Raw genomic sequence first — 1,656 nt, forward strand, 5'->3', positions numbered from 1 at the left:
TCTTCTTCATTTTTTTTAAATACAGATAAATATATTAGATTCAAAATTAACATTGATCTTAGGTGATATTCCCTGAACCTTATCATAAGTAAATGATGTTCTTCGGTTTGTCATATAAACAGTCTGACTGATTAAATTTAGTTCGACTGTTTTTTACATTGAAATATCCTAAAATTGAGGTTATCGAGTTTGATAAAAAGATGGATGATTAATATACGCAATGCGCAACACTCTCTAAAAGAAATCAAAAGTATGATCAGTATCAGCGTGCTTTTCTGGTAAAAAGGATTGTAAATCTAATCAGTGAATGTAAATAGAAAAATGAGTCAAATCATTTAAATGATTTTAATGATTTATTGAGGAAAGAAGGCAGACTTGCAATACCTAAAGGAAAAATTATTTTTAATAAAATAGTATTTTTTAATTAAAGTGCTGTTTTCTTTGACAAAACTTTTACGAGAGTACCCAATGAATTCCTATGCTTTTCTTCATAAGATTCCTTATTAAGTATGTACAGTTTTTCCATATGCTCTTTTTTATATTTCTGTATAGATTTGTAAAGTTTTATATTCAAAAATATCGAGTTAACAGTATAATAAGAGAGACGATTTTTTGAAATTAAATTTTCTATCATGGAATAAACTATCGTATTTCTCTTCTAAAATATGATGAGGTTACAATTACTAATGTCATATTAAAATGTAAATAAGTTTGTACATTTTTATTTTAACTCTTGATAAGTAGGTTAATAAATACTTTAAGGCGAGTAGGTGATGAAAATAGAGACACAACCATCGATTGATGTGAATGAAGGTATTGCAGAAAGAATACAACGTATCTTTGAAGTTGCCGAAGAGTATGGGATGCTAGAGATAGTGAAAGAGAACTTAATCATTAATTCGTCTGAAGATTCTAGTAAAATAGCTTATACTTTGGAGGTATCAAAAGTAAAGTTCGAACAATATCTAGGGTTTCAAATGAAGTTAAACGAAGCTGCTTATGCTAACGCTGAAGATTTCTCTATAACAAAAGTACGTAGCTATTCATATCATGGATTCCACTTAGAAGATCCTAAAAAACATTTTATAAGATTTGATTACGAACCTTTTAAAGAAAAATATGCGCCCGTACATATAAATGCTTATAAGCAGAAATGGGGAGATCATTTAGTATTTCCTGATGATACTAATTTAGATATTTCAAAAATGAGTTGTCCTATAGCTGTGAAGATTTTTAATCGTTATGCAAAAGATAAAGAGGATTTTCCTACTAACCAAGAAACTAATGAACCATATGTAGAGTTAATTAAAAATGGGAGGTAAATAAGATGAGTAATATAAAGTCAATTTATATTAAAAATATAAAATATTGTATCGAAAATGGAATCAACAAGTTAATTACGTTTATTAAAGATGAGAAATCTATNNNNCTATTATAGAAGTGAAATCGTATTTAGAGGAAAATGAAATTGCAATAGAATTAATTGCCGTTACATTTCCTGCTAACGAGAAAATGTTTGTTTTAGACGAGGATGATGAATTAAGTGAATTCGTTCCGGAAGCAGCTGATGGAAATAAAATTAGAGATATATTAAAAGAAAACAACATCCCATTAATTTCTAGTGCATTACCATTCGAAGGCATTGTTATCCCGGGA

At 28.3% G+C, this 1,656-nt stretch carries 2 protein-coding genes; both read left to right on the plus strand.

Features of this window, described 5'->3' with window-relative positions; genetic code table 11:
• The first annotated feature begins 773 nt into the window (after positions 1-773).
• The gene (locus V7150_RS25435; RefSeq protein WP_335523849.1) at positions 774-1,322 is read left to right on the plus strand and encodes a hypothetical protein; all 549 of its coding nucleotides are present in this window, start codon (positions 774-776) and stop codon (positions 1,320-1,322) included.
• Between the two features lie 118 nt (positions 1,323-1,440).
• The coding region (locus V7150_RS25440; RefSeq protein WP_335523851.1) for a hypothetical protein at positions 1,441-1,656 on the plus strand (216 nt) is incomplete at its 3' end.

It is taken from the genome of Neobacillus drentensis (assembly GCF_036965245.1).
Lineage (GTDB): Bacteria > Bacillota > Bacilli > Bacillales > Cytobacillaceae > Neobacillus > Neobacillus drentensis_G.